21 protein-coding genes are annotated in these 25,643 nt (G+C 70.5%); 11 read left to right on the forward strand and 10 right to left on the reverse strand.

The features are described 5' to 3' along the window. Positions 1-73: 73 nt before the first annotated feature. The 7 genes from ACFUN8_RS05100 to ACFUN8_RS05130 all read left to right on the forward strand — a co-directional run bounded on the left by ACFUN8_RS05100 (position 74) and on the right by ACFUN8_RS05130 (position 10,962). Positions 74-1,075: a LacI family DNA-binding transcriptional regulator gene (locus ACFUN8_RS05100; protein WP_383631592.1), complete on the forward strand. Its 1,002-nt coding sequence runs from the start codon at positions 74-76 to the stop codon at positions 1,073-1,075. Positions 1,076-1,321: 246 nt separating this feature from the next. After that, on the forward strand, positions 1,322-2,527 hold the full coding sequence (locus ACFUN8_RS05105; RefSeq protein WP_383631595.1) for an extracellular solute-binding protein: 1,206 nt from the start codon (positions 1,322-1,324) through the stop codon (positions 2,525-2,527). Further along, a complete protein-coding gene (locus tag ACFUN8_RS05110) occupies positions 2,524-3,597 on the forward strand; it encodes a carbohydrate ABC transporter permease (RefSeq protein ID WP_383631598.1) in 1,074 nt (357 codons plus the stop codon). The genes ACFUN8_RS05105 and ACFUN8_RS05110 overlap by 4 nt, the downstream gene beginning before the upstream one ends. Continuing rightward, positions 3,594-4,415 (forward strand): carbohydrate ABC transporter permease, encoded by an 822-nt coding sequence (locus tag ACFUN8_RS05115; protein ID WP_383631601.1) that lies wholly within the window; start codon positions 3,594-3,596, stop codon positions 4,413-4,415. Before ACFUN8_RS05110 ends, ACFUN8_RS05115 begins: the two co-directional genes overlap by 4 nt. 10 nt (positions 4,416-4,425) lie before the next feature. Then, entirely contained in the window at positions 4,426-7,368 is a 2,943-nt protein-coding gene (locus ACFUN8_RS05120; RefSeq protein WP_383631603.1) for a glycoside hydrolase family 2 TIM barrel-domain containing protein, read from the forward strand. Continuing rightward, the gene (locus ACFUN8_RS05125; protein ID WP_383631606.1) at positions 7,365-10,121 is read left to right on the forward strand and encodes an alpha-mannosidase; all 2,757 of its coding nucleotides are present in this window, start codon (positions 7,365-7,367) and stop codon (positions 10,119-10,121) included. The genes ACFUN8_RS05120 and ACFUN8_RS05125 overlap by 4 nt, the downstream gene beginning before the upstream one ends. A 4-nt stretch (positions 10,122-10,125) precedes the next feature. After that, positions 10,126-10,962: an alpha/beta fold hydrolase gene (locus ACFUN8_RS05130; protein ID WP_383631609.1), complete on the forward strand. Its 837-nt coding sequence runs from the start codon at positions 10,126-10,128 to the stop codon at positions 10,960-10,962. Positions 10,963-11,001: 39 nt separating this feature from the next. Here ACFUN8_RS05130 and ACFUN8_RS05135 read toward each other — a convergent pair whose 3' ends face one another. Further along, the gene (locus ACFUN8_RS05135) at positions 11,002-11,961 is read right to left on the reverse strand and encodes an NAD(P)-dependent alcohol dehydrogenase (RefSeq protein WP_383631612.1); all 960 of its coding nucleotides are present in this window, start codon (positions 11,959-11,961) and stop codon (positions 11,002-11,004) included. A 146-nt stretch (positions 11,962-12,107) separates the two neighbouring features. Between ACFUN8_RS05135 and ACFUN8_RS05140 the strand changes: the two genes are divergently transcribed. Both ACFUN8_RS05140 and ACFUN8_RS05145 read left to right on the forward strand, forming a co-directional pair. Continuing rightward, the gene (locus ACFUN8_RS05140; protein WP_383631615.1) at positions 12,108-12,806 is read left to right on the forward strand and encodes a TetR/AcrR family transcriptional regulator; all 699 of its coding nucleotides are present in this window, start codon (positions 12,108-12,110) and stop codon (positions 12,804-12,806) included. A gap of 37 nt (positions 12,807-12,843) precedes the next feature. Further along, on the forward strand, positions 12,844-13,338 hold the full coding sequence (locus ACFUN8_RS05145) for a hypothetical protein (RefSeq protein ID WP_383631618.1): 495 nt from the start codon (positions 12,844-12,846) through the stop codon (positions 13,336-13,338). A gap of 48 nt (positions 13,339-13,386) precedes the next feature. Here the strand turns inward: ACFUN8_RS05145 and ACFUN8_RS05150 are convergent, their stop codons facing one another. The 7 genes from ACFUN8_RS05150 to ACFUN8_RS05180 all read right to left on the reverse strand — a co-directional run bounded on the left by ACFUN8_RS05150 (position 13,387) and on the right by ACFUN8_RS05180 (position 21,045). Beyond that, positions 13,387-14,187 (reverse strand): polysaccharide lyase family 7 protein, encoded by an 801-nt coding sequence (locus tag ACFUN8_RS05150; protein ID WP_383631620.1) that lies wholly within the window; start codon positions 14,185-14,187, stop codon positions 13,387-13,389. Between the two features lie 181 nt (positions 14,188-14,368). After that, positions 14,369-15,406 carry a D-2-hydroxyacid dehydrogenase gene (locus ACFUN8_RS05155; RefSeq protein ID WP_383631623.1) on the reverse strand — a complete coding sequence of 346 codons (1,038 nt, stop codon included), beginning with the start codon at positions 15,404-15,406 and terminating at the stop codon, positions 14,369-14,371. Next, positions 15,403-16,392 (reverse strand): hydroxyacid dehydrogenase, encoded by a 990-nt coding sequence (locus tag ACFUN8_RS05160; RefSeq protein WP_383631626.1) that lies wholly within the window; start codon positions 16,390-16,392, stop codon positions 15,403-15,405. Before ACFUN8_RS05160 ends, ACFUN8_RS05155 begins: the two co-directional genes overlap by 4 nt. Further along, on the reverse strand, positions 16,389-17,609 hold the full coding sequence (locus tag ACFUN8_RS05165) for a hypothetical protein (RefSeq protein ID WP_383631629.1): 1,221 nt from the start codon (positions 17,607-17,609) through the stop codon (positions 16,389-16,391). The genes ACFUN8_RS05160 and ACFUN8_RS05165 overlap by 4 nt, the downstream gene beginning before the upstream one ends. Positions 17,610-17,614: 5 nt before the next feature. Next, positions 17,615-18,475: a carbohydrate ABC transporter permease gene (locus tag ACFUN8_RS05170; RefSeq protein ID WP_383631632.1), complete on the reverse strand. Its 861-nt coding sequence runs from the start codon at positions 18,473-18,475 to the stop codon at positions 17,615-17,617. Next, positions 18,475-19,521: a carbohydrate ABC transporter permease gene (locus ACFUN8_RS05175; protein ID WP_383631635.1), complete on the reverse strand. Its 1,047-nt coding sequence runs from the start codon at positions 19,519-19,521 to the stop codon at positions 18,475-18,477. Before ACFUN8_RS05175 ends, ACFUN8_RS05170 begins: the two co-directional genes overlap by 1 nt. A gap of 75 nt (positions 19,522-19,596) precedes the next feature. After that, on the reverse strand, positions 19,597-21,045 hold the full coding sequence (locus ACFUN8_RS05180; protein ID WP_383631638.1) for an ABC transporter substrate-binding protein: 1,449 nt from the start codon (positions 21,043-21,045) through the stop codon (positions 19,597-19,599). Positions 21,046-21,408: 363 nt separating this feature from the next. Between ACFUN8_RS05180 and ACFUN8_RS05185 the strand changes: the two genes are divergently transcribed. Continuing rightward, entirely contained in the window at positions 21,409-22,395 is a 987-nt protein-coding gene (locus ACFUN8_RS05185) for a LacI family DNA-binding transcriptional regulator (RefSeq protein ID WP_383631641.1), read from the forward strand. 55 nt (positions 22,396-22,450) lie between these two features. After that, the gene (locus tag ACFUN8_RS05190; RefSeq protein WP_383631644.1) at positions 22,451-23,080 is read left to right on the forward strand and encodes a hypothetical protein; all 630 of its coding nucleotides are present in this window, start codon (positions 22,451-22,453) and stop codon (positions 23,078-23,080) included. Here the strand turns inward: ACFUN8_RS05190 and ACFUN8_RS05195 are convergent. Together ACFUN8_RS05195 and ACFUN8_RS05200 are read right to left on the reverse strand one after the other, a co-directional pair. Continuing rightward, entirely contained in the window at positions 23,029-24,306 is a 1,278-nt protein-coding gene (locus ACFUN8_RS05195) for a VWA-like domain-containing protein (protein WP_383631647.1), read from the reverse strand. The two genes, ACFUN8_RS05190 and ACFUN8_RS05195, sit on opposite strands and share 52 nt — an antisense overlap. Further along, the gene (locus tag ACFUN8_RS05200) at positions 24,303-25,577 is read right to left on the reverse strand and encodes an AAA family ATPase (protein WP_383631650.1); all 1,275 of its coding nucleotides are present in this window, start codon (positions 25,575-25,577) and stop codon (positions 24,303-24,305) included. The genes ACFUN8_RS05195 and ACFUN8_RS05200 overlap by 4 nt, the downstream gene beginning before the upstream one ends. Positions 25,578-25,643: the final 66 nt, after the last annotated feature.

Here is a 25,643-nt window from a genome sequence, read left to right on the forward strand (position 1 = left end):
CGACTCGGCACCGCCGAGGCATACTCGGGTCCCTGTCGACACGCCGGTGTCGTCGGATGCGCGGAGGTGAGCGATGGCGCCGTCGGGGACCGAATCCCGCAGGGTGACGATCCACGATGTCGCCCGGTCCGCCGGGGTGTCCCGGCAGACCGTGTCACGGGCCCTGAACGACAAGGGCGAGATCCACGGCTCCACCAAACAGCGGGTGCTCGACGCCGCCCTGGCGCTGGGATACCGGCCGAGCCGGTTCGCCAGGGGCCTGGTCAGACAGGACACCATCAGCGTCGGGCTGGTCATCCCCGACCTGCTCAACCCGTTCTTCACCGAGGTCGCCGCCGCCGCGCTGGAAGCCGCGCGGGCCCGTGGCTGGCACGTCCTCGTGTACGACACCGCCGACAGCGCCGAGGAGGAACGCGGCACCCTCCAGGTCATCGCCTCCCAGGTGGACGCCGTCGTCGGCTACTTCAGCCGGCCCGAGGACGAGATCGAGAAGCTGACCCGAGGTGTCCCGGTCGTCCTCATCGACCGTGAGCGGCGCACCGACCGGTTCAGCTCGATCCGGATCGACGGCGCGGACGGCGTCAAGGCGGCGATCACGCATCTCGTCGGGACCGGCCACCGCCGCATCGGCATGCTCGACCACGCGGGCCGGGCCGAACCGAGCGTCCGGCACGCCTGGTTCGCGGCCGCGACACTGGCCTGCGGCCTCGACACGGGGCCGGTACGCCGCGCGGACCAGAGCGTCGAGGGCGGCGAGAGCGCGCTGGAGGCGCTCCTCGCCGAACACCCCGATGTGACCGCCGTGTTCACCTTCAACGACATCATCGCCATCGGCGCGCTGCGCGCCGCGCGCCGTCTCGGCCGGCAGGTCCCCCGGGATCTCGCCGTGATCGGCTTCGACGGCCTGCGGCTCGGCGCACTCGTCGAACCACCGCTCTCGACCGTGGCACTGGACACCCGCGGGCTCGGCGCGCTCGCTGTCGAACAGGCCGCCCGGCTGCTGACGGGCAGCGATCCGCTCGCCCCCGACGAACTGGTCGTTCGCGCGGAACTGAGCCTGCGCGAGTCCGGCTGACGGTGCCGGAGCGGTGCCGCGAGGTGCTGTGAGGGGTGCTGTGAACGCGCCGGAGGTGCGCCGTACGCGACACCTCTTGACACATCGGCGTGGTCCGCCAGAGACTTCCCGGCAATTCGTGAACGTTCACGGGAACGTTCACGGGCCTTGGAAGGGTCCTCAATGACGCTGACTCGACGAAGGCTCCTGGCAGGCGCGACCGCTCTCGGCGCCGCCGCGTTCGGAGCCGGCGGATGTTCAAGCCCGATGACCGCGAACCCCGGTCACCTCACCTTCTGGTACACGTACAACGGCTTCTCCGAGAACGTGCTCAAGGCCGCCCGTAAGCGCTTCGCGGCCGACAAGTTCGTCCCCTCGCAGGTGAGCGGCGACCTCACACAGCGGCTGCTCGCCGCACTCGCCGGTGGTGCCTATCTGCCCGACATCACCATGATCGGCGACAACATCTCGCGGTACTTCGGCGACAGCGACCACTTCGTGGACATGAACGACCTCGGGGCGCGCGAGCTGGGAGACGGCTACCTGCCGTGGAAGTGGCAGGCGGGCGCCACCCCCGAGGGCTTCCAACTGGGCTTTCCCATCGACATCGGCCCCGCCGCCCTCTACTACCGGCACGACGTCTTCGAGAAGGCGGACCTGCCCAGCGAACCGGACGACGTCGCGGCGGCCGTACCCACCTGGGAGAAGTACTTCACCTTCGGCGACCGGATCCGGAAGAAACTCCCCGGCCGCTATCTGATCACCGACACCAAGACGGTCTTCACCTACTCCATGGCCCAGGAGAGGCAGAAGTACTTCACCCCGGACAACACCTACCTCGACGACCAGTCCCACGTCCGGCTGGCGTGGGACCGTTCGGTCGAGGCGTTCCGGCGCCGGCTCACCGCCGGATTCGGCGGTTCGCAGACCGCCAGCGGCCAGTCCGTCGACCGGCACGCCGCCTGGAACACCGGGCAGGAGGTCAGCCTCGTCAACGCCTCCTGGATCACCGGCGAGATCAAGCAGTCGGCCCCCGGCACCGCCGGTAAATGGCGGGTGTGCGCACCGCCCGGCGGACCCGGCAACCAGGGCGGTTCCTTCCTCGCCATCACCGCGGCCTGCCCCGACCCGCAGGCGGCGTTCGACATCATCAGCTGGCTGCAGAGCCCGGCGAACCAGGCATCCAACTACCTGGACATCGGCCTCTTCCCGTCCAGCCCCGCCGCGACCGCGGACGGGCGGATCACCGCCCCGGACAAGTTCTTCGGCGGCCAGTCCGCCGTCAAGGTCTTCGCCGACATCGCCGACCAGGTGCGCTACGCCTACTTCAGCCCCTGGGACATCACCATCAGCGACACCTACACCGACGAACTCACGAACGTCGAACTCGGCGGCAAGGACCCGGAGCGCGCCTGGAAGGACGCCCGGAACCGGATCGAACGACTGCTGCGCCGACAGGGGGTGCTCTCATGACCGCGACGTCCTCCGGCCCGACGTCCTCCGGCCCGACGTCCTCCGGCCCGACGTCCTCCGGCCCGACGTCCTCCGGCCCGACGGCCGGCCCGACCTCCTCCGGTCCGACGGCGGACCTCGACACCCCCGCGACCAACCGGCGTTCACCGGCCGAGGACGCCGCCCGGCGCCGCAGGCGTTGGCGCCATCTGCCGCAGTACGTCGCGGTGTCCCCGTTCTTCCTCCTCTTCGCCGTCTTCGGCCTCTACCCGGTGTTCTACTCGCTCTACCTGTCGCTCCAGCGCTGGGACGGCGTCGGCCCGATGAAGTTCGTCGGCCTGGAGAACTTCCGCTATCTGCTCACCGACAGCCAGTTCTGGGACTCGATAGCCAACACCCTGATCATCTGGGTCATGTCGACGATCCCGATGACTGTCCTCGCCCTGCTCATCGCCCTCGGCCTGAACTCCTCGATCCGCTTCAAGGGCGTCCTGCGCATCGCGTACTTCATGCCCAACGTCACGTCGATCGTGGCCATGTCGCTGGTCTTCGGCTCCATCTTCAGCGGCGAGTTCGGCATCCTCAACTGGATCCTCGACCTGTTCGGCTTCGGCCATGTCCCCTGGCTGACCGACCCCTGGGGGATCCGGTGCGCCATCGCCATCATGATCATCTGGCGGTGGACGGGCTACAACGCCATCATCTTCCTCGCCGGACTCCAAGCCCTGCCCACCGACGTCTACGAGGCGGCGCGCGTCGACGGCGCGAGCCCCGTACAGACGTTCTTCAGGATCACACTGCCCCTGCTGCGGCCGGTGCTGCTGTTCTCCCTGGTGATGTCCGCCATCGGCGGCCTGCAGATCTTCACCGAGTCGCAGGTGCTGCTCGGCGACCGCGGCGGCCCCGGCGGAGCGGGCCTCACGATGGTCCTCTACTTCTACGGAACGGCCTTCGCGGACAACGACTTCGGCTACGGAGCCGCCATCGCCTGGGGCATCTTCGTCGTCGTCGTGCTCTTCTCCATCCTCAACTGGCGCCTCGTGCAACGCCCCGAGCGCGGCCAGGTCACGATCAAGGAGGACGCCCGATGAGCACCCGCGGACGTGTCCTGACGTACGCCGCGCTCGTCGTCGGCGCCGCGATCACCCTCTTCCCCTACTACTGGCTCGCCGTGATGGCGTCCAACACCACCCCCGACATCTACTCCACCCCGCCCAGACTCGTCTTCGGCGACCAGCTGTTCCACAACATCGGCGAGGTCTTCTCCCGGATCGATTTCTTCGGCTCCCTGCTCAACACCCTGATCGTCGCCATCGTGACGACCGTCGCCGTGCTGTTCTTCGACTCACTCGCGGCCTTCACCTTCGCCAAGTACACCTTCCCCGGCAGCAAGATCCTCTTCGGGATCCTGCTGGCCACCTTCGTCGTGCCCACCCAGCTCGCCGCCATCCCGCAGTTCTCACTGATGGCCGACCTCGGCTGGGTGGGAAGTCTGAAGGCCCTGATCGTGCCCGCCGCGGCCAACGCCTTCGGCATCTTCTGGATGCGCCAGTACGCCGCGGGCGCCCTGCCGGACGAACTGCTGGACGCCGCCCGGATCGACGGCTGCGGCTTCTTCCGCACGTACCTGCACGTCGGACTGCCGGTGCTGCGCCCGGCACTCGCGTTCCTCGGCATCTTCACGTTCGTCAATGTGTGGAACGACTTCCTGTGGCCGCTGGTCGTTCTCATCGACTCCCGCCACATCACACTCCAGCTCGCGCTGGCTCAGCTCAACGGCCTCTACGTCACCGACTACAGCGTGGTCATGGCGGGCACGCTGGTGGCCATCGTCCCGCTGATCATCATCTTCCTGTTCGGCGCCCGGCACTTCATCCGCAACATCGCCGCCGGCGCCCTCAAGGGCTGAAGGGAATCCATTGCCCTCCTCGTACGTCGAAGATCCGGCCCCCGGTCACGGCTCGTCGGCACCCCGGTCCGCCTTCCGCTCCGACGCGCCCGCGCTCAGTCTGGGCGGCAGTTGGCGGTTCCTGCTCTCACCGGCGGTCGATGCGGCGCCGGACGGGATCGAACGGGACGACTTCGACGACGGGGACTGGGCCGACCTCGCCGTCCCCGGCCACTGGCAGTTGGGCGGCCACGGCAGTCCCGCCTACACCAACGTCCGCTACCCCTTCCCGGTCGACCCGCCCCATGTGCCGTCCGACAACCCGACGGGCGACCACCGGCTGGCCTTCGACCTGCCCGACGACTGGCCCGACGAGCCTGCCGTGCTGCGCTTCGACGGCATCGACTCCTGCGGACGCGTCTGGCTCAACGGCGTCGAGCTGGGCGTGACCAAGGGCAGCAGGCTGCCGGCGGAGTTCGACGTGGGGCCGCTGCTGCGACCGCGCGGCAATCTGCTCGCCGTCCGCGTCCACCAGTGGTCGGCCGGCAGCTATCTGGAGGACCAGGACATGTGGTGGCTGTCCGGCATCTTCCGCGACGTCACCCTGCTCGTCCGACCGGCGGGCGGGGTACAGGACTTCACGGTCGACGCCGGCTACGAGCATCTCACCGGACGGGGCACGCTGCGTCTCGACGCGGAGAGTCCCGACGCCGGTGGTCCCGATGCCGGTGGTCCCGACGCGGACGGTTCTCACGCCGACAGCGTCGTACGTATCACCGTCCCCGAGCTGGGGATCGTCGGCCTGCCCGCCGGCCGGCCGGTCGAGGTGGCGGATGTACAGCCGTGGAGCGCGGAGGAACCCCGGCTGTACGAGGGCGAGGTGCACACCGCCACCGAGCGCGTGCCCGTACGGATCGGCTTCCGCACCGTCACCGTCGAGGACGGCCAACTCAAGGTCAACGGCCGCCGTATCGTCTTCCACGGCGTCAACCGCCATGAATTCCACCCGGAGTCGGGCCGCGCCGTGCCCCGCGAGTTCGCCGTCGCCGACATCGAACTCATGAAGCGGCACAACGTCAACGCCGTCCGCACCAGCCACTATCCGCCCGACTCCGCGTTCTTGGACCTCTGTGACACCTACGGCCTCTGGGTCATCGACGAGAGCGACCTGGAGACGCACGGCTTCTCCGAACTCGGCTGGCAGGGCAACCCCAGCGACGACCCCCGTTGGGCGGACGCGTATCTGGACCGGATGCGCCGCATGGTCGAGCGGGACAAGAACCACCCCTCGGTCGTCCTGTGGTCGCTCGGCAACGAGGCCGGCACCGGCCGCAACCTGGCCGCCGCCGCCGAGTGGACCCACCGGCGCGACCCCACCCGGCCCCTGCACTACGAGGGCGACACCGACTGCTCGTACACCGACGTCCACAGCCGGATGTACGCGGACCACGACGAGGTGGACCGCATCGGACAGGGCATCGAAGGACCCGAGCGGGTCCGTCAACGGCCCTTCATCCTCTGCGAGTTCGGCCACGCGATGGGCAACGGGCCGGGCGGCCTGCTGGAGTACCGCGACCTGTTCGAACGCCACCCGCGCTGCCAGGGCGGCTTCGTGTGGGAGTGGATCGACCACGGCATCGCCCGGCGGGACGCGGCGGGGGATGCCTACTTCGCGTACGGAGGCGACTTCGGCGAGCCCCTGCACGACGGCAACTTCGTCATCGACGGCCTGGTGCACCCCGACCGGGCGCCGTCCCCCGCCCTCGCGGAGTTCGCGAAGGTCTTCGAACCGGTGCGGATCACGGCGGCCCCGGACGGCGCACTGCGCGTCACCAACCACTACGACGTCCTGTCGTCGGCGCATCTCGCCTTCTCCTGGGTACTTGAAGAGGAGGGCATCGAGATAGCGGGCGGCGTACTCACCGTCCCGCCGCTCGCCGCGGGCGCCGGCACCGAACTGCCCCTGCCCGAACTGTCCGGGTTCCCGGCCACCGGCGCGGAGAGCTGGCTCACCGTACGGGCCGCGCTCGCCGCCGACACCCCATGGGCGCGGGCGGGGCACGTCGTCGCCTGGGGGCAGCTACCCGTCACACCGAAGCCCGCGACCACCGCCCCCGCCGCCGGGGCCGCCCCGGCCGTGACGGGGACACAACTCCGCCTGGGACCAGGCGTGTTCCACCCCGGCACCGGACAACTGACCGCGCTCGGCGGGCTGCCCGTCGAAGGACCCCGGCTCGACCTGTGGCGTGCCCCCACCGACAACGACCGCGGCTCCGACGACCCCGACGAGACGCGCTGGCGGGCCGCCGGGCTGCACCGGTTGCAGCACCGCCTCATCGGCACCGAACTCCTCGGCGACACCCTCGTCGTACGTACGCGGGTCGCCCCGCCCGGTCTCGGCTTCGGGATGCGGGCCGACTACCACTGGAGCGCCGACCAACAGCGTCTGCGACTGCGCCTGGAGGTCGAGCCGGAAGGCACCTGGCCGTGCACCCTGCCCAGGCTCGGCGTCCGCATGGCCGTACCGGCCGCCCTCGGCGAAGCCGAGTGGTTCGGACGCGGACCGGGCGAGGCGTACGCCGACAGCCGGCAGGCCGCCCGGATCGGCCGCTTCACCAGCACCGTCGACGCCCTCCAGACGCCGTACGTCTTCCCCCAGGAGAACGGCAACCGCATCGACCTGCGATGGCTGCGGCTGACCTCCGCCGACGGGGCGGGCCTGCGCGTCGACGGCGAACCGGCCTTCGCCTTCACCGCGCGCCGCTGGACGTCCGAGCACCTCGACGCCGCGACCCACACCACCGACCTCGAACCGGGGAGGACGATCGTGCTCAATCTCGACCTCGCCCAGAACGGCCTCGGATCGGCGTCCTGCGGCCCCGGCGTCCTGCCGCGGCACCGCCTCCACCCGGACAGGGCCTCCCTCACCCTCACCTTCACTTCCCCGGACGCAGAGGAGACACCGTCCCGATGACCGACCGCGCCCCCGAGGTCCTGCTCGTCCCGCACACCCACTGGGACCGCGAATGGTACGAGCCCTTCCAGCGCTTCCGGCTGCGTCTGGTCGACCTGCTCGACGAAGTCCTCGACCGGGCCGAGGCGGACGACCGCTTCCGCTTCACCCTCGACGGTCAGATGGCGGCCGTGGACGACTATCTGGAGGTACGCCCGGAACACCGCGACCGGGTGATCCGACTGGTCCGCCGCGGCCAACTGGCCGTCGGGCCCTGGCAGATCCTCCTCGACGAGTTCCTGTGCTCCGGCGAGAACATCATCCGCAACCTGGAACTCGGCCACCGCCGCGCCACCGACCTGGGCAGCCCCATGCCTGTCGGCTACCTCCCCGACATGTTCGGCCACTGCGCGCAGATGCCGCAGATCCTCACCGCCGCCGGTCTCGACCACGCCTGCGTCTGGCGCGGCGTCCCCGCGGGCGTACCCGGACACGCCTTCCGCTGGCAGGCCCCCGACGGCAGCTCGATACGGACCGAGTACCTCGCCGGCGGCTACGGCAACGCCGCCTACGTCTTCTCCGACCCCGGACACTTCGCCGAGCGCATGGCCGACCTCGGCCGGCGGCTGAGGCCCGACTTCGGCACCGACCCGGTCCTCGCGATGTACGGCACCGACCACTCGGCCCCGGTCGGCTCCCTGGTCGAGCTGGTCGCCGACCTGGACCCGGCGGACGTCGACGTAACGATCACCACCCTCGCCGACTACATCGCCGCACGCGACCCCCACGACCGGTCGCTGCCCGTCGTCGAAGGCGAACTGCGCAGCCACGCCAACGCCAACATCCTGCCCGGAGTGCTCTCGGTACGCCCCCATCTCAAGCAGGCACTGGCCCGCGCGGAACGGCTCGTCGAACGCTACGCCGAGCCCCTCGCCGCGCTCTGGTCGGCCGAGTGGCCCGCGAAGTTCCTCGACCTGGCGTGGTGGCGGCTGATCGACGCCTCCGGCCACGACTCGGTCACCGGCTGCGGTGTGGACGAGACGGCCACCCAGGTGTTCGCCCGGATCAGCGAGGCCGAACACCTCGGTCAGGCGGTACGCGACAGGGCCGCCGGCGGCCTCGCGCCGAGGGTGTCCCACGACGCCGTACTCGTACTCAATCCCACCCCGGCCGCCCGCGCGGACCTCGTCACCGTCGACCTCGAAGTCCCCGACGAGTGGCAGGACCTCGCCGTCGAACTGCCCGACGGCAGCAGGCTGCCCGCCCAGACCGAGGCGCGCGCCGAACAACTCCTGCTCTCCGAGGCCCTGCCCGGTGCGGACCTGCCCACGTTCCTGCCGCGTATCCACGGGCGCGAGCTGTTCGGCAGCGAGATCACCCACTGGCACTGCGACAACGAGCGGCGCGTACTGGAATTCGGTGTGGCCCGGCACGGCGGCGACACACCGTTCGACGTCGAGGCCGTCCGCGCCGCGGTCACCGGCGCGAGCGGGGACTGGACGGTCAGGATCACCCGGGCCGCGCACCGTACGGTCACGTGCCTGGCCCAGGTACCGGCGCTCGGCTGGACGTCGCTGCGGCCGGTGCGCGGCGGGCAGCCCCTTCAAGAGCCTGGCGCACAGCCCGTACGGGCCGAGGGCCGCACCCTCTCCAACGGCCTGGTCACCGTCACCGCGCTGGACGACGGCACGCTCCGGATCACGGCCGCCGACGGGACCGTACTCGACGGCGTCGGCCGCATCGTGGACGGAGGCGACCGGGGCGACAGCTACAACTACGCCCCGCCCGGCACCGACACACTCGTCACGACCCCCCGCACTCTGCGCGTCGGCGCCGCGGCCGGCGGTCCGCTGCGCGCCTCGCTCACGGTGGAGCGGGAGTACGACTGGCCGGAGGCCGTGGACCGGACGGCCGACCGGCGGACGCCGACGACCCGGCCCGGCGGCGTACGCCTGGACGTCGAACTACGGGTGGGGGAACCCTTCGTCCGGCTGGACCTCACCCTGGACAACGCCTCACTCGACCACCGCGTACGCCTCCACGTGCCGCTCGCCCGCCCGGCCGAAACCTCCCACGCCGAGGGGCAGTTCGCCGTGGTCGAACGGGGACGCACCGCGGAGGGCGGCTTCAGCGAGCGCCCCGTCCCGACCTTCCCCGCACACGGCTTCGTCGACGCGGGCGGTGCGGGACTGCTGCTGACCCAGGCCGCTGAGTACGAACTGCTCGACCAGGAACTCGCGTTGACCGTCCTGCGCACCACCGGCTGGCTCAGCCGCAACATCCACCCGTACCGGGCGGAACCGGCCGGCCCCCAACTCCCCATCCCGGCAGCCCAGATGGTCGGAACGAGCACCGTCTCGTTCGCGATGCTGCCCCATGCCGGCGACTGGCACGAGGCGGGGCTCATCGAGGCGGCCGAACGCTACCGCCACCCGCTCCACGCCACACCCGGCACCGGACCACGCCAAGCCCCACCCACCTCCCACCACGGTCTGTCGGTCGAGGGCGCGGTCATGACCAGCCTCCGCCGGCGCGACGGTGACCTGGAGCTGCGGCTGGTGGCCGCGTCCCCCGGGCCGACCACGGCGGTCGTACGCGGCCCCTTCACCGGCGCTCACCGCGTCGGCCTGCTGGGCGCCGACGACAGCCGGGCCGAAGCGCCCGCCGTCGGGGCCGGAGCGGTCCGGATCCCGCTGCGGTCCTGGGAGATCGCGACGGTGCGTCTGACCGGTACCGATGAGTTCCGGACACCGCGGGAGTCCACCGATACGTGAACACATGGAGTACCGAACCGGGACGGACGCGATGACCACCCAGCAGCCCCAGAGCGACGCACCCACCGCCGGCACACCGCCACAGGGTGCCTACGCGCAGGTCAACGGCCTGGACATGTACTACGAGACCTACGGCGCCGGTCACCCGCTGGTGCTGCTGCACGGCGGCGTGCTCACCATCGGCCTGACGTTCGGGGCGATGATCCCCACGCTGGCCGCGACGCGTCGGGTGATCGCCGTCGAGTTGCAGGGGCACGGCCACACCGCCGACACCGACCGTGAGATGTCCGTCCCGGCGTTCGCCGAGGACGTCGTGGCGCTGCTCGACGTCCTCGGTGTCGAACGGGCCGACCTGTTCGGGTTCAGCCTGGGCGGCCTCACGGCACTGGAGATGGCGGTTCACCACCCGGAGCGGGTGGACCGTGTCGTCCTCGCGGCCACCCACTTCCGGCGGGACGGCTACCTGCCGGAGATCCGCGATCCGGCGCTTCAGGCGGGGTCGAAGCGGCTGCCGACACCGGCCGACTTCCAGGAGATGGCCGACGCCTACGCCGCCGTCGCCCCCCACCCGGAGCACTTCCACGACTTCCTGGCGAAGACCTCGGCCGCCGCGGACTTCGAAGGGTGGTCGGAGGACGATCTGCGGGGCCTCGCCGCGCCGGCCCTGCTGGTCTGCGGCGACACCGACTTCGTCCGTATCGAGCACGCCGCGCGGATGCACGACCTCATTCCCGACGCGCGGCTCGCGATCCTCCCCGACTGCACGCACATGGACGTGATGCGCCGGACGGAACTCGTCCTGCCGATGGCCGAGTCCTTCCTCGCCCGTCGGGAGTCCTGAACGGACACGGCTCACACCGTCCGAGTCACCCGGTCCGGCTCACACCACTCGGACGACGTGCTTTCCCCGGACGCCGCCGGCCTCCAGCGCCCGGTGCGCGGCGGCGACGTCGGCGAGGGGATGGACGGTGTCGACCACGGGCCGGATGTCGCCGCTCTCCGCGTACCGGGTCAGTTCGGCGAACAGCGCGTGCCGGGGATTGCCGCTGAAGAAACGCACCCGCCGGGAGCCATGGACGGTGGAGCGGAGGATGTACGAAAGGCTCGCGGCCCGGTTCTCGACATCGAAGGTGATGGCCACCATCCGCCCGCCCGGCGCCAACAGGCGCCGGAAGGCGCGGTGTTGTGTACCGGCGGCGTCCATGATGACGTCGAACGTGCCCAGTGCGGACGGGTCGGTCGTCCGGTGGTCGAAGACGTCGTCCGCGCCCAGGCCCAGGACGAAGTCGCGGCTCCCCGCGCCCGCGAGAGCGGTGACATGAGCGCCGAACAGCTTGCCGATCTGGACGGCGACGCTGCCGACCCCGCCACTGGCGCCGCGCACCAGGAGGCGTTCGCCGGGCCTGAGGCGGGCCTTGTCACGCAGGGCGGTGATCGAGGTCGTTCCGCCCGCCAGCAGGGAGACGGCCTCCACCGGGGTGAGATTGCCGGGCGCGAGGGCCAGTTGCCGGGGCCGGACGGTCACGTACTCCGCGGCGCTGCCGAACGTCGCCCGCCCCAGCAGTCCCCACACCTTCTGCCCTGCCCGCGGCCCGGTCACCGAGGCCCCGACCTCGGCGATCTCGCCCGCGAAGTCCAGCCCCGTGCGCTGGGGGAAGCGGCGCCCCGTCACCAGGCGCATCTTCCCGGCCCGGCCTGCCAGCTCGCCGCCGTTGACGGTGGCCGCGTGGACGCGGACCAGTACCTCGCCGGGCCGGACCTCCGGCACCGGCACCTTTCCCTCGTACAGCACCTCCGGAGGCCCGTACCGGTCGAAGAGGGCTGCGCGCATGTCGCTCACGGTCTGTTCCTGTCTCTGTCTCTGGCTCGGGAGTCGCGGCGGAAGGGATCGCGAAGATCGCGGGGATCGCAAGGATCTTCCGGCTCGCTCGACCAAGCTAACGAGATAAACGGACGACACCTTCCACTTGCCCTAAAGTGAGAGACATGCCTGCTCAGCCCTCTCGGAAACCGGTCCCACCGGCCGGCACCACCGCCGACGAGCCCCGTCCCGCCACCGCCACCGGGCTGCGCGCCGACGCGCGGCACAATCGCGACCGCATCCTCGAAGTCGCCCGCGAGGCGTTCACGACCCAGGGCACCGACGTACCCCTGACGACGATCGCCCGCCGCGCCGGCGTCGGCCCCGCCACCCTCTACCGGCGCTTCCCCACCCGCGCCTCCCTCGTCACCGAAGCCTTCGCCGAACAGCTCTCCCTCTGCGTCGCGGCCCTCGACGAGGGACTGGAGGACCCCGACCCCTGGCGCGGCCTCCGCACGGTCATCGAGAAGGTCTGCGCCATGCAGGCCACGGACCGGGGCTTCACCGCGGCCTTCTTCTCCGAGTTTCCCGACGCCGTCGACTACAACCGCGAGCGCACCCGCGCCGAGGAGGGCCTCGCCCGGCTGGTGCGACGGGCCAAGGACGCCGGACAGCTGCGCGAGGACTTCGACCCCAGCGACATCACCCTCCTGCTCCTGGCCAACAGCGGCGTCGTCGGGGAGTCCCGGCAGGTCTCCCTCGCCGCGTCCCGCCGACTCGTCGCCTACCTCCTGCAGTCCTTCAGAACCGACCACACCGCGCCCCTGCCCCCTCCCGCCCCCCTCGGACTGCGGCAGCTCCACGCACCTCCGCGCCGCCACTAGCGAGTGTCTTGTCGGTGCCGTGCGTTTGAATCACCCCATGGATGACTCGGCGCGCATGTGGATCACCTCGGTACCCGCACTGGACCTGGACGGCCCGGCGGTCCTCCTCGGCCACGACGGCACGTCTCGGGACGCCGGTGAGCGGATGATTTCCCTGCTGCTCGACCGGGGGCACGAAGGCGAGGAAGGGGTGTTCTACCTGCTGCCGTTCGACCTGTCCGCCCGTTACGAGCGGACCGGTGACCGGCTCGCGGTCGTCGTCAGCACGTCCAGAGAAGTGCTCGAACGGGAGCTGGCCGACCGCGCCGACCCCTCGTACGGGGACCTCGCCGATCTCCCCGGCGACGCCCTGGACGGCGACCGGGTCCCCTTGCTGCGCCGCGAGTGCGTGACGGATTTCGTCCCCGCCGAACAGGGCGGGGAGAAGCAGCCGGTGCTTCTCGTCGACCACGACGGCTCGGCCTCGCTCGCGGAGCTGTTCGTCCGGTTCGACGAGGGCGAGGTGGGCTTCGCCGTCCTCGCCGCCGAGTGACCGTGGTCCGGCCCGGCGGGCGCCACACCCGCCGGGCCGGGGTTCGGGTCAGCTGTGCTTGACGCTGACGTTGTACACGGTCACCTCGCCGTAGTTGCTCGTGTCACAGGGCGAGGAATTGCCGCAGTTCGCCTGGGTGTAGACGCCCGCCTTGAAATACCCGGTGGTGAACTTCACCGGGATGGTGGTCTGCAGGACCCCGTTGTAGTACGCCTTGATGTTGCCGCCGCCGACGACGAACTTCGCCTCGAACTTGGTCCCCAGCTTGTAGGAGTTGGTGAGGAGCTTGTAGTGGGTGTCGTTGTCCTTGGTGACGTACAGGCTGCTGCCTTCGAGGCGGAAGACCGACCGGTCGTTGCCGTCGTGGATCTGACCGGCCACCACATGGCTCTTGGTGGCGGGCAGTTTGTTGATGGCCTGGTCGACGATGAGGGTGTGGGTGCCCGAGGTGGACGACCAACTGGCATTGGTGGCGCCGTTGTTCGTCATCTCCCGCAGTTCCGAACGCGGGTAGGACGTGTTCGTCGTGGTCGCCCCGTTCACGGCGGCGCGGAACTTCACCCCGTCGCACGCGGAAGTCGGCGTGAACCAGGGGGCGTTGTTGTACGAGGCGAGGGCCGGCTGCTTGATCTCCAGCGGCTGGGTGCCGGAGGCGTTGGGGTCGTCGACCGGCAGCTGGATCTTCCAGTTGCCGGTCAGTCCGAGCACCTTGGAGGGCGACTCGCAGGCGGCCGACTCCGCGGCGACGGCCGTGGGGCCCGCGGTGAGCAGCGTGGCGCCGAGGCCGAGTGAGGCGAAGGCGCAGGCCGCCCGGCGGCGGTTGGTGCGGGAGGACGTGATCTTGTACATGTGCGACTCCTGTTCGGGAAAGCGGTCGTTTGCCGTGCTGGTGGGGGGTGTCGCCTCCTGTCGGTATTCATGCGCATGACAATCCCGGTGTCGGACCCGTCGGCACCGGCATCAGGAAACTCGGGGGCCGGCGGCGCGGGGCGCAGGCGACGGGGCCGCACTCCGCTCCCGCGTCCGCCGGTCAGTGCCATTCGGCCTTGTCCACCACGTTGATCAGCGGCTCACCGGCCATGAACCGCCGGGCGTTCTCCAGAAGGACGGCGAACCGACGCTCGTCCGCGTGCGGACCGGCGCCCGCGACATGCGGCGTGATGAGAACGTCGGGGCGGCGCCACAACGGGTGCTCCGCCGGGAGGGGTTCGGTCTCGAACACATCGAGCGCGGCCCCGCGCAGCCGGCCGGCGTCGAGCGCCTCCACGAGAGCGTCGAGCCGGACCGTGGGCCCGCGCCCGATGTTGACCAGACAGGCGGTGGGCTTCATGAGGGCGAGCCGCGCGGTGTCGATCAGCCCCTCGGTGTGCGGGGTGTGCGGCACGGTCAGCACGACGAAGTCCGCCAGGGGGAGTTGGGCGTCCAGGCGTCCAGCCGGGTGGATCCGGGTGAAGCCCTCGGCCGCTCCCGTACGCCGGGTGTCGATGCCTTCGACCTCGGTGCCGAAGGCGGCGAGCAGCCGCCCCACCTCCGCGCCCACGGCTCCCACCCCGACGACCAGGGCGCGGCTCTCCGTCAGCGACACCACGGAACCGGGGTCCCAGTCCGGTGCCCAGCGCACGGCCTGCTGATCGCGTACGTAGCGCGGCAGACCACGTGACAGGGCCAGCACGAGCGCCAAGGTGTGCGCGGCCACATGGTCGGTGTAGGTGTCGCGCATGTTGGTGACACGGACCGGGTGCTCGACCAGCGCCGGATAGTAGAAGCCGGGCGGGGGCCCGGCCTGGGGAACCTGGAGCCAGCGCAGCCGTTCGGCGTGCGGCAGCAGGTCCGCGGGGAGGGTGCCGTACGCGGCGTCCGCCTCCCGCAGCGCCGCCGCGGCCGCCTGGGACTCCCGCGGCCGAAGGACGCGGACACCGGGCAGCTCCCGCTGCAGCCGGTCGCCCCACTCCTCGGTCGCCGGCGCCTGCGGCGGCAGCATCACCAGGGTGTACGGCCCCCCGCCCGCCGTATCGTCCTTACCGCTCGCCGTACCGACGGCCGCACCGTTCGTCTCGCCGCCGCTCATGCCGCGAACTCCATTCTGTCGGAGGTCACTTCGTGCCGCAGCCGTTGCCCGCTCGCGTACCGCGCCAGTTCCTCCGCCATGGCCCGGCCGAGCCGTCTGCGTTCCGGCCCGAGGTTTCCCGCGAGATGCGGCGTCACGACGATGTTCTCCAGGAAGAACAGCGGCGATCCGGCGGGTGGCGGCTCCGGATCGGTGACGTCGAGCGCGAAGAAGAGATCGGGCCGGCGGGCCGCCGCGACCACCAGTGCCTCCTCGTCGATCAGCCCGCCGCGCGCCGTGTTGATCAGGGTCGCGTCCCGCTTCATGGACTCCATCAGCCGCCCGTCGACCAGGCCCCGCGTCGCGGGAAGCAGCGGAGTGTGCAGGCTCACGACGTCGCTCGTCGCGAACAGCTCGTCCAGCCCGACGAGTTGGACGCCGAGCGCCGCCGCTTCGGCCGGGTCGGCGTACGGGTCGTGGGCCTGGACGCGTATCGGGTGCCGGGCGAGCAGGCGGGCCGTGGCGCGGCCGGTGGCCCCGAGCGAGACCAGTCCCACCACGGTGCCCTCGGTACCCGGTTCGGACTGTCTGCGGACCGGTGCGCGGGTGGCGCGGGACCGCAGGACGTACCGCCAGCCGTGTTTCAGCGCGAACAGGACCTGGGCGAGGGTGAATTCGGCGACGCAGTCGGCGATGACCGACCCGGCGGCGCTGACCCGGACCCCGCGCTCCCAGGACTCGGTGGTGACGACGTGGCGCACCGACGCCGCCCCGTACAGCACGAGTTCGAGCCGGGGCGCGGACGCGAGCAGGCCGGCGTCGAGCCGGGGCGCTCCCCAGCCGGTGATCAGGACCTGGGCGGTGGCGAGTTGGTCCGGCCGGAGCCGGTCCGCCGAACGGTTGGGGCCGGGGACCGTGACGTACCGTTCGACGGCCGCGCGCTCCTCGGGGCCGTACACGTCGTCGAAACGCGCCGGGTCCATGGCGTAGATGGCGGTGAGCGTCATCGCTGAGTCCCCCGTACGGCGGATCGCAGGGCGTCGAGCCTGGCGGACGAGGCCAGCCCCGCGTGGTAGAAGCGGATGTCCCGCGCGCCGGCGGCGCGCAGTCCGGCGACTCGGGAGGCGAGTTCGCCCGGCGGGTCGTCGATGACGGAGACGTTGGCGACGATCGGGACGGCGGTGTTCTGCGCCGCGTTCTTCACCCGTGTCAGCGCCGCGTCCGGCTCGTCCCAGCACTTGAGTACGTACGCGTCGGCCGGCCCGTCGTACCGGGCGAGGTCCAGCGCGCTGTCCGGCCCGGTCGACTGCGGGCTGTCCTCGGCCATCAGCAGCAGCTCCCGCCCGCCCGCGACGGCGGCGATCCGGCGCGCCAGGCCGGTGATCACGGACCGCCGGTGGTCGAACAGCCGCTGGGCACGGTCCTCGCCGAGCGTCTCGGCCAGCGAGGGGGCGACCGTGCGGCCCTCCCGCAGCTCCCCGTCCACGGCGGTACGGATGTCCCGCGCCAGCTCGTCGGGGTCCAGCCCGCCGCTCGCCCCGTCCACGCCGGTGCCGCCGTCCGCGAGCGCCACACGGCAGGCCGCGCACAGGCAGACGGAGAGCAGCGCGCGGCAGCCGGGGGAGAGGTCGGCCCCATGGGTCTTCTCGTGGTGGCTGCCGTGCTCGAAGCCCAGCCAGCCGCACGCCTCCAGCATCAGCGCGCGCACGTCGTCGTACCGGGTGCAGATCTCGCGGGCGAGATTGACGGCGTACGCCGCGACGTCCGGGTGCGCGGGGCAGAGCGCGTACGCGTACCGCTCGCCGTAGGCGTTGCGCACGGTCACTTCGGGAGCCCGGCCGCCGAGGGCCGAGGAGTGGGTGAGCACGAGCCACGCCTCCGTGCGCAGCTCCGCCCCGGCCAGCGCGGTGGCCGCCGCGCCGAACCGGTCGGGTACCTCGACACCCCAGGAGGGGGCGGGAGGTCTCAGCCGCTGGCCCTGCCATATGTCGGTCGACAGCGGGAAGTACGCGGCGGCGTGCGTGGCGTGCACGACGCGGTGGTGCGGATGGCGGGGAGTGATCGCGCGTACGGCGTGGTAGCTCGCCTGGAGCGTCACCGAGCCGACGCCCAGTCCGGCCAGGCGCTCGGCGGCGGCCGGGTCGCCCACGATGTCCCAGGTGTAGGCGAAGACGCCGTCCGGGCCGGCCGGAGTTGAGCGGGTCATTTCGGTCCCTTCAGTCACTCGGGTCACTCCTTGGTCGCGCCGGCCAGGCCACGCACGAAGTAGCTCTGGAAGAAGATGAAGACGAGGAGCATCGGCAGGAACGAGATCGTCATTCCGGCCGCGAACCCGGTCCAGTCGACGGAGTGTTCACCCTTGAACGAGAGCATTCCGACCGCGAGATTCTGGAGTTCCGGCTGGCCCAGGGTGAAGACCAGGGGGATGTTGAACTCGTTCCAGTTGGTGACGAACTGGAAGATCACCACCACCGCGATCACCGGTTTCGCGAGCGGCAGCACGAGCCAGAAAGTGCGCAGGAATCCGGCGCCGTCCAGCTTGGCCGCGTCGAACAGATCCGGGGGCACACTGGCGAAGAACCCGATGAACAGCAGCACATACAGCGCACCCGCCGCGCCGGACATCGCCAGGATCACACCGGCCCGGGTGTTGAGCAGGCCGAGCTGCTCCACCAGTACGAACTGCGGAATGATGATGGAGGCGACCGGAATGAACAGGGTTGCCACAATGGTGCGGTGCAGCAGCTTGCGGCCGGGAAATTCGTACCGCGCGAGAATGTAGCCGCACAGTGCCGACTTCACCAGCTCCACGAAGGTGGGGATCACGGTGTACAGGACGGTGTTGTAGAAGTAGCGGGAGAATCCGGCGTTCACCCAGGCCCGCCGGAAATTGTCGAAGTCGAGCTGGTCGGGTATCAGACTCGCCCCGCCGGTGAACAGGCCCGTCTGGGTCTTGAACGCGCCCGAGACCGTCCACAGGAACGGATAGATCCACAGGAGCGAGACGACCAGAAGCAGCGGCAGCGTGATGAGGTTGAGGCGCGTTCCCCTCGCCAGGAGACGGCGGCGCCGTTTCGTTTCGGCGTCCATCAGACTCCGTACTCCTTCCGGAGTTTCTGTGCGCGCCGGACGAAGAAGCCCTGGCTCATGACGATCAGGAAGGCGATGACGGAGAAGAGGAGAGCGGCGGCGGAGGCATAGCCGTAGGCGAAGGGGACGGTGCCGAACGCCCGGTCGTAGATGAAGTACGAGACGACGTAGGTGCTGGTACCGGGACCGCCGCCGGTGAGGGTGACGACGAGTCCGAACACATGCATCGCGTTGACCAGGCCGAGCAGCAGGATGACGACGGCCACCGGCTTGATGATGGGCAGCGTGATGCGGGTGAGTTTCTGCCATTCCGTGGCGCCGTCGAGTTCGGCGGCCTCGTACAGCTCCTCGGGCACGTTCTGGATGGCGGCCATCCAGTAGATGACGTACTGGCCGAAGACCTGCCAGACCGAGATGAGTACCAGTGCGATCAACGCGCTCCAGCGGGAGGCGAATACGTCCACCGATTCGTCGATGAGGCCGATGTCCCGCAGCAGCGCGTTCAGTGCGCCGTTGGACGGGTTCAGCAGATAGGTGAAGACGAGGCCGGCCATGGCCACCGGAATGATGAGCGGTGCGAAGAACGTCGTACGGAAGAACTTCTTGCCCCGCAGCCATTTGCGAGTGAAGAGCACGGCCGCGATGAGGGAGAGCGGAAGTTTGATCACCGTGGTGAGGACGGCGAATATCAGGGTGTTGGCGACCGCGAGCCAGAACAGTTCGTCGGTGAGGATCGAGCTGTAGTTTCCCGCGCCGACATAGTCCTCCACCGGGCCGCTGCCGGACCAGTCGAAGAACGAGTAGTAGACCGTGGCCGCCAACGGCCAGAGGGTGAAGCCCAGATAGAGCAGGAGGAAGGGCGCCAGGAAGAGCGCGACCCATATCCGGTTCCATCCTTTGGCCCGCTCACGGGGGCGCTCGCCGTCGTTCGGCCGGTCCTGCCCCTTGTCGCGCGTCGGCTTTCCCTTCTTCTGTGGTCCTTCGTCGTGAGGCAGGGGTGCCGGCGCCCCGACCGGGGGTGGCGCGGCGGTCCGTGCGGAAACCATAGAGACGTCCTTGGTTCTGGAGCTGGAGGGTGCGGAGGATCACCGGCCGGGGGGAGTTCGGCGGGATTCGCCGGACTACTTCGGGTACTTCTCCCGCGGGTAGTCCTCGGTGTACTTCCAGTCCGGGAAGGTGTAGCAGTCGATCGACACCTCGAGTCCGGACGCCGCTTCCTTCTTGAGTTCCGATTCCAGGATCCGCTGGCGTTCGGCGACGAGCTTCTTCGCCTCCGGCGCGAGCGGCTTGCCACTGGTCAGAGCCTCGACCATCGCCTCGTACTCCCAGTTGGGCCGCTCCGAGATCGCCTTGACATAGGCGCTCGACCTGACCAGGTCGGGGCATTTCCGTACGGCCACGGGTACTTCGACGCGGTAGCCGGGCCGCTCCGCGATTTTCATGATCTTCTGGATGGCGGGGTCGTCGATGAGCTTGGCGTTGTCCGTGAAGGCGAGGGTGCCGAAGCCGGCCTTGAGGTACTCCTTCGCGAAGTACCCGTCGGGGTCGGTCATCCACTGGAGGAACTTCCAGGACTCCGCCGACTTCTTGGTCTGGGCGCTCACCCAGTACTTGTTGCCGTCGTGCTGGCGGGCCAGCGCGCCGGTCGCGCCGCCGTCGGGAACGGGGCGTGGCACGACGGTGTACTGATCTGCCTTGAATCCCTGGCTGTTCCAGACGCTGGGCACCCAGGTGCCGTCCAGATAGACGGCGGCCTGGCCGACGGCGAACTGCTGGCGGCTGAAGTTCTTGTCGTTGAGCCCCGGCGCGATGTACTTCTTCTTCTGGAGATCCTGGATGTAGTTGAACGTCTTCAGCGCCTGCGGGTCGTCGAGGGCGAACTTGCCCTTCCGGAAGTCGAAGAAGAGGTCCGTCGAGGCGCCCGACGCGAGCGCGTACCAGATGCGCTGGAGGTCAAGTCCCTTGTTGGGCGAGGCGATACAGGAGGCGTCGGTCCTGTCCGTGATCTGCTCGCAGGCGTCGGTGAGTTCCGACCAGGTGCTGGGAGGGGTGTCGGGGTCGAGCCCGGCGTCCTCGAACACCTTCTTGTTGAGGAACATGTAGCCCGGACCCCAGTAGAGGTTCTCGGAGAACGGGAAGCCGTACGTCTTTCCCTCGTGGGTGTTGATTCCCTCCACGAAGGAGCCCTCGGGCCAGCGGTCGGTGAAGGACTTCGGCACCTTGCCGTCGCCGTTCAGCGGCTGGATCCACTTCTGGTCGAGCAGTTGGGCCATGTCCGTCGGGCCGGCGGGCCGCCAGTAGAAGATGTCCGGGCCCTGCTTGCTCTGGAAGGCGAGCGGCAGGGTCTTCACGTACTCGTCCTGGGAGATCGACCGCCACTCGATCTCGGTGCCCGTCTCCTTGGCGTACTGGGCGGCGACCTTCTTGTGGAAGTCCGTCTGCTCCGCCGAGAAGTCCCAGACGGTGAGTGTGGACGACGCCGAACTGTCGCCGCTCGTCCCACAGCCGGCGAGGGCCGTCCCCGTCAGGGCGAGGGCTCCCGCCGCCCCGATCCATTTTCTTCCGAGCATCAATGACCTCCTGCTGTCGTTCACGCCGAACCGGGAGGCCCGAGGTGCGGATGAGGCTAGGTGCGGCAATCCGGCTGAGCAAGCGTTTTCACAAGATCAACTTAACGAGATGGTCGAATGCCTGTAACTGAACAGCTCTGAACTGGAGTTATGTGAAGACCTGGCTCAGGATGACATCTCGCTGGTAGGTTTCAGGAAACGTTTTCACAGGTGAGTGCGCAGGTCGTACGGCCTCGGCGGACGGAAGGGGTGCGGGCAAGGGGCTCCGCCTCGGCATGATGGGTACCGGCATCGGAATCGGAGGCGTCGTTGAGCAAGTCGCAGGAACGGGTCGGCAGGACGAACGGGTCCGAACGGCCCCGGGTGACCATCCGAGACGTCGGCGCGGCCGCCGGCGTCTCGACCTCGACGGTCTCGCGCGTGCTCAACGGCACCGCCAAGGTCGACGCGTCGCTGGTCAGACGGGTCCAGGACGCGGTGGCCGACCTGGGCTACCGGCCGAACGCGGCCGCCCAAGGGCTCGCGAGAGGCGAGGCGGGCGCGATCGGCGTACTCGTCCCCGACCTGGCGAATCCCTACTTCCCGGACGTCCTCAAGGCGGTCTCCCGCGCCGCCCGGGGCTACGGACGCCGCGTCATGATCATGGAGTCCGACGAGGACGCCACGAGTGAGTACGACCTCGCCCTCGACCTCATGCGCTCCTGCGACGGCGTGCTGCTCTGCTCGACCCGTATGGACCGCGCGTCACTCGCCGAACTCGCCCTCCACTCACGGCCGATGGTCCTGGTGAACAGGATGGCGCCCGGCCTGAGCACCCCCTCCGTCTCCGTGGACTTCTACGGCGGGATGGCCCTGGTCTGCGGACATCTGACCCAGCTCGGCCACCGCCGGGTGCTCTACCTCAGCGGCCCCGAGACCTCATGGGCCAACGCCGAGCGCATCCGGGCCTTCGACGCGGCGGCGGCCTTCGGACTGCAGGTGACGGTCGTCCCGTGCGGTACGACCAGCCGCCACGGCCACCGGGCGGTCGCCGCGCTCACCGAGCACGACTCGGACGCCACCGCGATCGTCGCGTACAACGACCTCGTCGCGCTGGGAGCGATGGCCGCGCTGGAGGAGCGCGGCATCACCGTCCCCACCCAGATGTCCGTCATCGGCTGCGACGACCTCGCCCTCGACAGCCAGCCGTCGCCGGGCCGCCTCACGACGGTGTCCGGGGCCAGGAACCAACTCGGCAAGATGGCCGTGGAGACACTCGAACTCCTCATGACCTCGGAGTTCGACCGCGAACCGACGCTCATCCCGATGAACCTGATCCTCCGTGACACGAGCGCCCCGCCGCCGTCCTGAGGGGGCCGTTCCCTCGGTGACGGCGTACGGGGAAGGCGACGGGGAGGAGACGCGCATGGTGAGACCCGCCGTCGGAGCTGCCCCGCGCCGCTGCGCGGAGTGCGGCGGATACGAGTACGGCGGCGCGCCCGCCTGTACGGTCTGCCGCGAACTCGTCGACGGCATCGTGGAGGAGGAGTGGTCCGTCCTCCTGCGCGAGTGGGACGTCGGCCGTGACCAGGAGGCCGTCCTCGCCGAGATGGTGGCGGCCGAACCCGACCGTCACGACTGGCGGGTGGTGGACGCCGCGCTCGACCGGCTCGTCTGCCCGGACTGCGGTGACGGACTCGGCCGCGGCCCCGTGGGCTGCTTCGCCTGCGACCGGGCCCACGGCTTCCGTTACGCCGCGATCGAGACGGACCGGCCGGGTGTCCCGAGGGGCAACGAACACGCCGTCCGGGTCAACGTCTCCGTCGTACGCCGACCACAGGTCACCTCCGCGAACGAACTCCTCGCCCGGCGGCTGCTGTTGCCCGCCCTCCTGGTGGGCTTCCTGCCCACCACCGCGGAAGCCCAGCGGATGAGCGCCCTGATCAAGGACGGCTCCCCGGTGCCGTCGTGGCGTCCCGGCGGCGCCCACGGCCCGGCGGGCGGCTACCCGATGGAGACCACGCGCGCCCACGGGGGCGGCGAGTCCGGTACGTAGTCGGGGTCGTCCTCGTCCCACGACCCGGAGGACCGGTCGAACAGGCCCACCACCGTCCGGCACGGTGGCCGGGCGGCGGGCCACGGGGTCTGCCCGTCGGTGAGGACCACGATGACATCCGGCCGGGGCCCCTTCCGGAGCACCCTGGCGAAGCCCGTACGCAGATCCGTACCCCCGCCACCCACCAGGGGAATCCCGGCGGCCCGGCACAGCGGGTGCACGATCTCGGACGCCGCGTCGCACGGCAGCACCGTGATCAGGTCCCGACGGCCGCCCACGGCGCGGGAGATGGCGGCGACCTCGTGGAGCGCGCTGCCGAGTTCGGAGTCGCTGACCGACCCGGACGTGTCGATGATGACCGCGACCCGGGGCGGCCGGCGCCGCAGGCTGGGCAGTACGGCGCCGGGCACCCCGGCCGAGCGCCGCGACGGCCGCCCGTACGTGTAGTCCTCGCCCGCCCCCGAGCCGCTGGTCGCCGAGCGGACCGCCGCACCCAGCAACTCCCGCCACGGCTGCGGCGGATGGAACGCCTCCTCCGCCCACCGCCGCCACCCCTCCGGGGCATTGCCCGGCCGGGCCCTGATGCCCTGCGCCACCCGGAAGCGGACGGCGTCGCGTTCCTGCGCGCTCAGGCCGTGCGAGCCGTCCGCTCCGAGGTCCCAGCCTCGTTCCAGACCGTCGGCGCCACTGCCGCAGTCCAGCCAGACCATGCTCTGCGTGTACGGTCCGAGCCGGAACTGCCGCAGATAGTCCTCCATCAGCTGCCCGTCGTGCAGCCCCAACAACCCCGGCCGGACGGCGTCCCGGGGTCCGACCAGCCCGTCACCGAACGCGTCGTCGTTGATCTCGCAGTCCGCCGCGATGTTCATCCGCAGCCGTTCCCCCGGGCCGGTCAGCCCGCGCGCCCGCGCGACCCGGTCACCGCGTCCGTGGTGGTCACGGAGCAGATGCGACACCTCGTGCACCCAGACCCCGGCCAACTCCTCCACCGGGGTCCGGGCCACGAACGCCGGCGAGACGTAGCACCGCCAGTGCCGGTCGACGGCCATCGTCGGTACCCGCCGCGACTCCACCACACGCAGGGCGAACAGCGCCGTCGCCATGAAGGGGCGGACGCGGACTGCGTGCAGCCGGGCGGCGAAGAGTTTGTCGAGGTCCAGCTTCCCCGGCCGGTCCGCGCCCGCGTCCGTGTCCCTCCCCGCGCCGGTGTCGGTGGCCCGGTTCATCGGCGGGCCTTCGCGACGGACGCGGCGCGGGACGCCGCGCGATCCGCCCGCCGGGAGAGGGACACCGCCCCGGCGAGCCGGTCGATCGACGCCGGCACGTCCCACTCCTCCTGCCGCAGCGAGGCGAGCGTGGTCGCGGGGACCACCACCAGGTCCGGGGCACCGGTCTCCATCGCCCGCACCAGGAGCGCCCACGCAGCGTCCCAACGGGACTTCTCCGGGCGCTCGCGCACCGCCCCCACCACCCCGTCGAGCACGGCCTGGCGCAGATCGCCCCGCTCGGGCAGCACGGCGCCCGCCGGATCGGCGAGCAGCGTCTCGGGGTCCGGAAGGTCCATCCGGTCCATACCGGCCAGCAGTTCCAGCCCCGGACCATCGCCCACAGTGCCCCTCACCAGCAGGGAGAGCACGTCCCGCGAGGAGCCGGACGCGGTGGCGAAGGCGATCAGGCGCAGTGTCATCTCCCAGCTCCGGGGTGACGGCCAAGGGCCGCCCTGCCGGGTCTCGTTGCCGGGCAGCCGGTGTACCAGCCCGGCGCGCGCGGCCAGCAGCCCGCACACGGCGCGGCGGGCGAAGTCCACAGCCTCCGGCAACCGCCGCGGATCGAGTCGCGGCATGATCGCCCGGGGCCACGTCCCACCGAGGCCGCGGACCACCACCTCGTGGTCGTGGGTCCACTGAAGATGAACGAACCGGTTCGCCAGCGGCGGACTCAGCTCCCATCCGTCGGCCGCCGAGGAACGCGGATTGGCGGCGGCCACGATCCTTACGTCCGGCGGCAGTTGGAGGGCGCCGATCCGCCGTTCCAGTACGAGACGGAGCAGGGCGGCCTGAACAGCCGGCGGCGCGGTGGACAACTCGTCGAGGAACAGCAGCCCGCGCCCCGCCTTTACGAGCCGGACCGCCCAGTCCGGCGGGGCCATCGGGACACCCTGCTCGGCGGGATCGTCCCCGACGACGGGCAGGCCGGCGAAGTCGGACGGCTCGTGCACGCTGGCGATCACCGTGGTCAGCGGCAGGTCCAGCGACGCGGCGAGCTGGGTCAGCGCGGCCGTCTTGCCGATCCCCGGCTCACCCCACAGCAGTACGGGCAGGTCGGCGGCCACGGCCAGGGTCAGGGCCTCCAGCTGATCGTCGCGGCGCGGCTCGGTGGTGGTGTCGCGCAGCAGTGCCAACAGGTCTCCGGCCACGTCGAGTTGGGAGGTGTGGGCGGGGGTGGGAACGGCGTCGGTGGGGACCTCGGTGGGCGCGAGCGGGGTGCATGTGGACAAGTGGCATCACCTTTGGGTTCGTTGGAGAGCGAGGAGCCAAGAGGGCTTGCGGAGCTTGGCGGGCAG

This window comes from Streptomyces sp. NPDC057307 (assembly GCF_042667665.1).
GTDB lineage: Bacteria > Actinomycetota > Actinomycetes > Streptomycetales > Streptomycetaceae > Streptomyces.

Excerpts from the sequence above, each read along its gene's own strand:
- ACFUN8_RS05100 (WP_383631592.1), top strand. The coding sequence starts at position 74 with ATGGCGCCGTCGGGGACCGAATCCCGCAGGGTGACGATCCACGATGTC.
- ACFUN8_RS05105 (WP_383631595.1), top strand. The coding sequence starts at position 1,322 with ATGACCGCGAACCCCGGTCACCTCACCTTCTGGTACACGTACAACGGC.
- ACFUN8_RS05110 (WP_383631598.1), top strand. The coding sequence starts at position 2,524 with ATGACCGCGACGTCCTCCGGCCCGACGTCCTCCGGCCCGACGTCCTCC.
- ACFUN8_RS05115 (WP_383631601.1), top strand. The coding sequence starts at position 3,594 with ATGAGCACCCGCGGACGTGTCCTGACGTACGCCGCGCTCGTCGTCGGC.
- ACFUN8_RS05125 (WP_383631606.1), top strand. The coding sequence starts at position 7,365 with ATGACCGACCGCGCCCCCGAGGTCCTGCTCGTCCCGCACACCCACTGG.
- ACFUN8_RS05130 (WP_383631609.1), top strand. The coding sequence starts at position 10,126 with ATGGAGTACCGAACCGGGACGGACGCGATGACCACCCAGCAGCCCCAG.
- ACFUN8_RS05140 (WP_383631615.1), top strand. The coding sequence starts at position 12,108 with ATGCCTGCTCAGCCCTCTCGGAAACCGGTCCCACCGGCCGGCACCACC.
- ACFUN8_RS05145 (WP_383631618.1), top strand. The coding sequence starts at position 12,844 with ATGGATGACTCGGCGCGCATGTGGATCACCTCGGTACCCGCACTGGAC.
- ACFUN8_RS05150 (WP_383631620.1), bottom strand. The coding sequence starts at position 14,187 with ATGTACAAGATCACGTCCTCCCGCACCAACCGCCGCCGGGCGGCCTGC.
- ACFUN8_RS05155 (WP_383631623.1), bottom strand. The coding sequence starts at position 15,406 with ATGAGCGGCGGCGAGACGAACGGTGCGGCCGTCGGTACGGCGAGCGGT.
- ACFUN8_RS05160 (WP_383631626.1), bottom strand. The coding sequence starts at position 16,392 with ATGACGCTCACCGCCATCTACGCCATGGACCCGGCGCGTTTCGACGAC.
- ACFUN8_RS05170 (WP_383631632.1), bottom strand. The coding sequence starts at position 18,475 with ATGGACGCCGAAACGAAACGGCGCCGCCGTCTCCTGGCGAGGGGAACG.
- ACFUN8_RS05175 (WP_383631635.1), bottom strand. The coding sequence starts at position 19,521 with ATGGTTTCCGCACGGACCGCCGCGCCACCCCCGGTCGGGGCGCCGGCA.
- ACFUN8_RS05180 (WP_383631638.1), bottom strand. The coding sequence starts at position 21,045 with ATGCTCGGAAGAAAATGGATCGGGGCGGCGGGAGCCCTCGCCCTGACG.
- ACFUN8_RS05190 (WP_383631644.1), top strand. The coding sequence starts at position 22,451 with ATGGTGAGACCCGCCGTCGGAGCTGCCCCGCGCCGCTGCGCGGAGTGC.
- ACFUN8_RS05195 (WP_383631647.1), bottom strand. The coding sequence starts at position 24,306 with ATGAACCGGGCCACCGACACCGGCGCGGGGAGGGACACGGACGCGGGC.